This window comes from Pseudomonas sp. GW456-E7, from assembly GCF_059424105.1.
In genome coordinates this window covers 102,910-109,071 of sequence record NZ_JBWKZB010000020.1, presented here as the reverse complement: position 1 = coordinate 109,071, position 6,162 = coordinate 102,910, and the positions used below count along the sequence as shown (strand labels likewise).

The 6,162-nt window shown below is 59.6% G+C and carries 7 protein-coding genes; 4 read left to right on the top strand and 3 right to left on the bottom strand.

Annotated features, from left to right (window positions below; all coding sequences use genetic code 11):
* Positions 1–738: 738 nt before the first annotated feature.
* Positions 739–1,713, top strand: coding sequence for a L,D-transpeptidase family protein (locus AC07YV_RS15075; RefSeq protein WP_102700328.1), 975 nt, complete (start codon positions 739–741; stop codon positions 1,711–1,713).
* A gap of 123 nt (positions 1,714–1,836) precedes the next feature.
* Here AC07YV_RS15075 and oprI read toward each other — a convergent pair whose 3' ends face one another.
* The gene (gene oprI, locus AC07YV_RS15070) at positions 1,837–2,088 is read right to left on the bottom strand and encodes an outer membrane lipoprotei OprI (protein WP_003199355.1); all 252 of its coding nucleotides are present in this window, start codon (positions 2,086–2,088) and stop codon (positions 1,837–1,839) included.
* Positions 2,089–2,729: 641 nt separating this feature from the next.
* Here oprI and AC07YV_RS15065 point away from each other — a divergent pair.
* Positions 2,730–3,017 (top strand): GNAT family N-acetyltransferase, encoded by a 288-nt coding sequence (locus AC07YV_RS15065; protein ID WP_007973562.1) that lies wholly within the window; start codon positions 2,730–2,732, stop codon positions 3,015–3,017.
* 86 nt (positions 3,018–3,103) lie between these two features.
* Here AC07YV_RS15065 and AC07YV_RS15060 read toward each other — a convergent pair whose 3' ends face one another.
* Together AC07YV_RS15060 and AC07YV_RS15055 are read right to left on the bottom strand one after the other, a co-directional pair.
* Positions 3,104–4,180 carry a 3-deoxy-7-phosphoheptulonate synthase gene (locus AC07YV_RS15060; RefSeq protein WP_102700329.1) on the bottom strand — a complete coding sequence of 359 codons (1,077 nt, stop codon included), beginning with the start codon at positions 4,178–4,180 and terminating at the stop codon, positions 3,104–3,106.
* 187 nt (positions 4,181–4,367) lie between these two features.
* Positions 4,368–4,811 (bottom strand): PilZ domain-containing protein, encoded by a 444-nt coding sequence (locus tag AC07YV_RS15055; protein WP_007973560.1) that lies wholly within the window; start codon positions 4,809–4,811, stop codon positions 4,368–4,370.
* On the opposite strand from AC07YV_RS15055, the gene AC07YV_RS15050 reads away from it, so the two are divergent.
* Positions 4,810–5,196 carry a thioredoxin family protein gene (locus AC07YV_RS15050; protein ID WP_102700330.1) on the top strand — a complete coding sequence of 129 codons (387 nt, stop codon included), beginning with the start codon at positions 4,810–4,812 and terminating at the stop codon, positions 5,194–5,196. The two genes, AC07YV_RS15055 and AC07YV_RS15050, sit on opposite strands and share 2 nt — an antisense overlap.
* The gene (locus tag AC07YV_RS15045; protein WP_102700331.1) at positions 5,193–6,146 is read left to right on the top strand and encodes a putative 2-dehydropantoate 2-reductase; all 954 of its coding nucleotides are present in this window, start codon (positions 5,193–5,195) and stop codon (positions 6,144–6,146) included. Before AC07YV_RS15050 ends, AC07YV_RS15045 begins: the two co-directional genes overlap by 4 nt.
* The last annotated feature ends 16 nt before the right edge of the window (positions 6,147–6,162 follow it).

Sequence of the window (6,162 nt, the reverse complement as noted above, 5' to 3'; positions counted from 1 at the left end):
GGCCTGTTGAGTGGTGGGGAGCGTTTGTGTACGCAGATCTGCTTTTGCCCTTCTGTGGGAGCGAGCCTGCTCGCGAAGGCGGCCTGCTAGCCGTCCAATCTCTCACAGGTATACCCAATCCCCTGTGGGAGCGAGCTTGCTCGCGATGGCGGCCTGACAGGCGCAGGTACATCACAGACGAACGAACCCCGCAAACAGGCCGGCCGGTAGGCCGCCTCGCTTTGCTTTTGCGGTGTACGCCCCCTCGTGAGGCCGAGTGGAGGTCCTGCGCAGTGGGCAACCCGGCATGGAGGCCGGGTTAGCCGCCCCCGGCCATGGATGGCCGATGGCGGCGGGCCCACGGAGCAGGACCGGAGCGAGGGCATGCCGAGCCACGGCGAGGCACCGAATGTCAGGGGCAAGAGCCCTTTGGTTACTTTGGGCTGGGCCGGCATTCCGGCTTTTCCAAAGTGACCCGCTGTAAGAGCGGAACCGTAAGCGGCCGTGACCGCAGCAACGGATATGTACACCCTCAAAAATCCATGTCGCCTGTCACGCAGCCTTCGCGAGCAAGCCCGCTCCCACAGGGATCTTCAGTGGCCACAAGTCCCGAGTAAAACCGGGGACCCAATGTGGGAGCGAGGACAATCGCAAAATCGCCTTACATTGCCTGCAATCGGGCCATCTCCCCGAAATAACGGACGGCAGTGTACAATCCCGTTCTTATACCCTCTGTCGATCATGCGAAGGATTTTCCGGATGTTGCCGCGCTTTCCTGCCGTCACCCGCTGCCTGACCCTTGCCGCCCTTTTCGTGGCCGGTCCTGTTGCAGCATTGGAGTTTCCCCTGCCACCGCCCGGTGAGGACATCATCGGCCAGGTGCAGGTGATCAAGGCCAAGTACGAAGACACGTTCGCCGACCTTGGTACTGCCTATGACCTGGGCTACACGGAAATGGTCGCGGCCAACCCGGGTGTCGATGCATGGTTGCCGGGCGCCGGCACGGAAATCATTCTGCCGACCCGCTTCATCCTGCCACCAGGCCCGCGTGAAGGCATCGTGATCAACCTGGCTGAATACCGTCTCTACTACTACCCGAAAGGCAAGAACGTGGTGTACACGTTCCCGCTCGGTATCGGTCGTGAAGGCTGGGGCTCTCCGATTGCCCACACCAGCATCACCGCCAAGACGCCTAACCCGACCTGGACGCCTCCAGCGTCGATCAAGGCCGAGCACGCCGCAGACGGTGATCCGCTGCCCAACGTCGTGCCGGCAGGCCCAGACAACCCGCTGGGCCCGTTCAAGTTCACCCTGGGCACTCCGGGCTACCTGATCCACGGTTCGAACAAGAAGTTCGGTATCGGCATGCGCACCAGCCACGGTTGCTTCCGCATGTTCAACAACAACGTGCTGCAAATGGCAGGCATGGTGCCGGTCGGTACCTCGGTACGGATCATCAACGACCCGTACAAGTTCGGCATGAGTGGCGGCAAGGTCTATCTGGAGGCGCACACGCCGCTGGACGACAAGGGCAACCCGTCGGTGGTCGACAAGCACACTGCGGTCATCAATGCGATGCTCAAGCGTGAAGACATCACCAACAACCTGCGCATGAACTGGGATGTGGTGCGGGACGTGGTGGCCGCTGAAGATGGCCTGCCGGTAGAGATCGCGGTGCCGGGCAACGGCGTCGCGCCGATGGTGTCGAGCACGCCGATCGATCCGCTGCAGTAACGCGGGTCAAGAGCCCGTCGACGCAGGCCGCGTCGACGGGTTTTTTATTGCCTGGAGAAACGCCGGGCAATAAAAAAGCCGACCCAAAAAATGGGTCGGCTTGATAACAATCCCGAAGGACTATTACTTGCGGCTAGCTTTGTCCAGCATGCGCAGAGCACGCTCGTTAGCTTCGTCAGCAGTCTGTTGTGCTTTTTGAGCAGCAGCCAGAGCTTCATCAGCTTTACGGTAAGCTTCGTCTGCACGAGCCTGGGAGCGAGCAGCTGCGTCTTCAGTAGCGGTCAGACGTGCTTCGGTTTCTTTCGATGCGCTGCTGCAACCGGTAGCCAGAACTGCGGCCAGAGCCAGAGCAGAGAATTTCAGAACGTTGTTCATCGTGTTCCCCTTCAAGGACTTTCTATTAAGTAGCTATCTCCTCCGATTGAGGAAATAGCCGGCGTACATACTACCCATTACTTGTAGTAAGTAAAACTGACGTGAAGCAAGAAGCAAAAAAAATTGTAGGCGTTGATTCTTTTTCGAGCAACTTTTAACTGAACTGTTTAAAAAATATCCAGCTGCAAGGCCCGTGGCTGAGCGAACTGCCGAGAAAAAGTTCCTTCGGCACGGCGCTCTTTTTCCGCGGCTGGCTAAAGTCCGCCTATATGGATTCGTCTACACTTTTGTTCGGTTTTTGCGCAGCGCCTCTCACTATCTTTCTCGATGTTCAGGTGACTTTAACAACGGGCGCTCGTCTTAAGTCTCAACATCCGGCAATGTTCAGGCTATCGACCCGGAGTGACCTTCGGTCGAGCCATTCCTGCGTGATTACGGAGCAGCACCCGCCAACGGGCATGATGACGAGCGCACCTTGAGCATTTCTGTCAATGGTGCCTACTATTTGTACGTGCTCGGCAGCGCGAGATCGGTGCGGTTCTTCTCGGTGTCCATTCAGGCACGGGGTGGCGTAGATGTTCCTTCGCCGGAAAAACATCGGTAAGGTAGGGGTCGGAATTCCAGACCCGCGAGGAGTAGTGATGAGCGAGGCGTTGTCCATCCACCATGACCAGGCTGGTCATCAGTTCGAGACCAATGTGGACGGTCATCGTGCCTATCTGACCTATATGGATCTGGGGAAACAGACCCTGGATATCTATCGCACCTTCGTGCCCAACGCATTGCGTGGTCGCGGTATTGCGGCAGCCTTGACCGAGAAGGCGCTGGAGTACGCTGACGAAATGGGCTACACCGTCATTCCATCGTGCTCCTACGTCGAGCGCTATATGGAGCGTCACCAGCGGCACGCGGCCAAGCTGAGTCAGTGACTTTCAGTCAAACGAATGCACAAAAAAACGCCGGGTTCTACCCGGCGTTTTTTTTGTGTGCGCTTTTTGATCAGGCCGTCAGGCGATCAGCTGCGATCGCGTTTAGGCAGCACATCCTTGAGCTTGGCATGCATGCTGCGCAAGGTGTTTTCGGTCGCGGTCCAGTCGATGCAGGCGTCGGTGATCGACACGCCGTACTGCAGGTCGGCGAGGTCTTTCGGGATCGCCTGGGCGCCCCAGTTCAGGTGGCTTTCAACCATCAGGCCGATGATCGACTTGTTGCCTTCGAGGATCTGGTTGGCGACGTTTTCCATCACCAGCGGTTGCAGGGCCGGATCCTTGTTGGAGTTGGCGTGGCTGCAATCGACCATGATGTTCGGCTTGATCTTCGCTTTGTTCAGCGCCTGCTCGCAAAGCGCAACGCTGACCGAGTCGTAGTTCGGCTTGCCGTTGCCGCCGCGCAGTACCACGTGACCGTAGGCATTGCCCTTGGTCGTCACGATGGAGACGCCACCTTCCTGGTTGATGCCCAGGAAGCGGTGCGGGCTGGAAACCGACTGCAGGGCGTTGATCGCCACGGTCAGGCCGCCATCGGTACCGTTCTTGAAGCCGACGGCCGAGGACAGGCCGGACGCCATTTCACGGTGAGTCTGGGATTCGGTGGTGCGCGCGCCGATGGCCGACCAGCTGATCAGGTCCTGCAGGTACTGCGGGGAGATCGGGTCGAGGGCTTCGGTGGCGGTTGGCAGGCCTTTTTCGGCCAGGTCCAGCAGCAACTGGCGACCGATGTGCAAGCCATCCTGGATCTTGAACGAGTCGTCCAGGTACGGGTCGTTGATCAAGCCTTTCCAGCCGACGGTGGTACGTGGCTTCTCGAAATACACGCGCATGACCAGATACAGGGTATCGGACACGTCGGCCGCGAGAACCTTCAGGCGCTCGGCGTATTCGTGGGCGGCCTTGATGTCGTGGATCGAGCAAGGCCCGATGACGACGAACAGGCGGTGGTCGGTGCCATCCAGAATGTTGCGAATGACTTCGCGGCCCTTGGTGACGGTGCGCAGTGCAGCGTCGCTCAGGGGAATATCGCGCTTGAGCTGGTCGGGAGTGATCAGCGTCTCGTTGGAGGCGACGTTTAGGTCGTTGATCGGTAAATCAGCCATCGTTTACTCGTCAGGTCACGGGTGCCGGCCGCCAGCGAACCCGCGCGGCGGAGCACAGCAAATTAAGCGCGTCGGGGAGCCGAACCTTAGCGCGTTACACCGTGGCTCGACAATGGGCAGACGCCGGTTTGGTGGGCTTTCGCAGTCAGTTTCCCTGCCGTGAGGGCCAAACCGATCAAGTACACCCCTATTCCGGCACAGGTTGCGCAAAAGCCTTGCGCACCGATTCGTGCGAGAACTCGTCGGCATGCTCCTGGACCCATTCGAGCGCCAGGGCCTGAACATCCTGCAAGTCTTCGTGGGACTCATGCAGGCGGCAGTAGCGTTCAATCTGGCACACCTGCTCACCCATTCGGGCGCTGAACAGCGTTTGTTCGTCGACGAAGGCGATGCCCACCAGATAACCGCGTTTGCGCCGCAGGCACCAGGCGACATAGCCCAGGTAGCGCATGTCCGGGTTCACGGTCGGCATGCGTACTTCCAGCGCCGTGCCGTAGCGCCACGCGCGGTGATAATTGCAAGCCATGCCCCCGAGGCTGATAGTGTGCAGCTGCCGTCGCGAAATACACTCAGGTTTCAGCAACGTTAATTCGACGGGCACATCGTCAGGGTGAGGAATGAATCGTCCCATGAACACAGACTCCATGTGTCGGCCATCTGACATTGTTCTCCCCAGTATAGTGGTCGAATTGGAACTGACCGATTTTGACGCCGACCAACGGCTGCTGGCGATGAGCGGTGTTTCGCTGGTCATTTTCACCAGTGTTGGCTGCGCCAGCTGTCGTTTTGCCCGCGAGCAATTGCCGACACTCGATCTGGCCGTCGATCGACTGTGCTGGATCGATGCCGGCAATAACGGCGGGGTGGTCGAGCGATATCAGGTCTTTCACTTGCCGGCGCTGTTTGTGGTACGCGACGGCGAATTCTTCGGAACATTGAAATCGCGCCTGACCGACACAGAGCTCAATCGAGCCGTGCGCCAGGCGTTGAGTCGAACAGCAGAGGAGTTGCCATGATGGGGACAGTTGCCAGGCCGACGATCGGCATCATCGGGACCGGCGCAATCGGCGGTTTCTATGGGGTGATGCTGGCGCGTGCCGGTTTTGATGTGCATTTTCTGCTGCGCAGCGAGTTTTCCGCCGTGGCCGAGCACGGGTTGCAAGTCGATAGCGCGCCCCACGGTGCGCTGAAACTGAACCCGGTACAGGCTTACTCGAAGGCTGAAGACATGCCGCCCTGCGACTGGCTGCTGGTAGGCGCGAAAACCACCAGCAACGCAGATCTGGCACCGGCCATCCTGCAGGCGGCAGCACCGGATGCCAAGGTGCTGCTGTTGCAAAATGGCCTGGACGTGGAGGACAGCCTGCGCGAGTTGCTCCCCGATTCGCTGCATGTGCTCGGCGGACTCTGCTACATCTGCGTCCATCGCGAGGCCCCGGGCGTCATCACCCATCAGGCGCTGGGTGCGGTGCACGTGGGTTATCACAGCGGTCCCGCCGATGGGCCGACACGCACTGCGATAGTCGAGGAGGGCGTCGGCCTGTTCCGCAGCGCCGGCCTCGATTCCCAGGCCATGGCGAATTTGCATCAGGCGCGCTGGCAAAAACTGGTCTGGAATATCCCTTACAACGGTCTCTCGGTTTTGCTCGGGGCGAGCACCACACCCTTGATGGCCGATGCCGACAGTCGCGAACTGATCAAGGCGCTGATGGCAGAAGTGGTGCAAGGCGCAATTGCCTGCGGGCATGACGTACCGGCAGGGTATGCCGAGCACCTGTTCATGGTGACCGAAAAAATGCCCGACTACTGGCCGAGCATGTACCACGATTTCCTGCACAAGCGGCCGCTCGAATTGGTGGCGATCTACGCCCGACCCCTGGCGGCCGCCAGGGCCGCGGGATGTGAAATGCCGCGCATCGAGGCCTTGTATCGCAGCCTGTGTTTCATTGATCGACGCAACACCTGAGTCGACCGACCTGAGG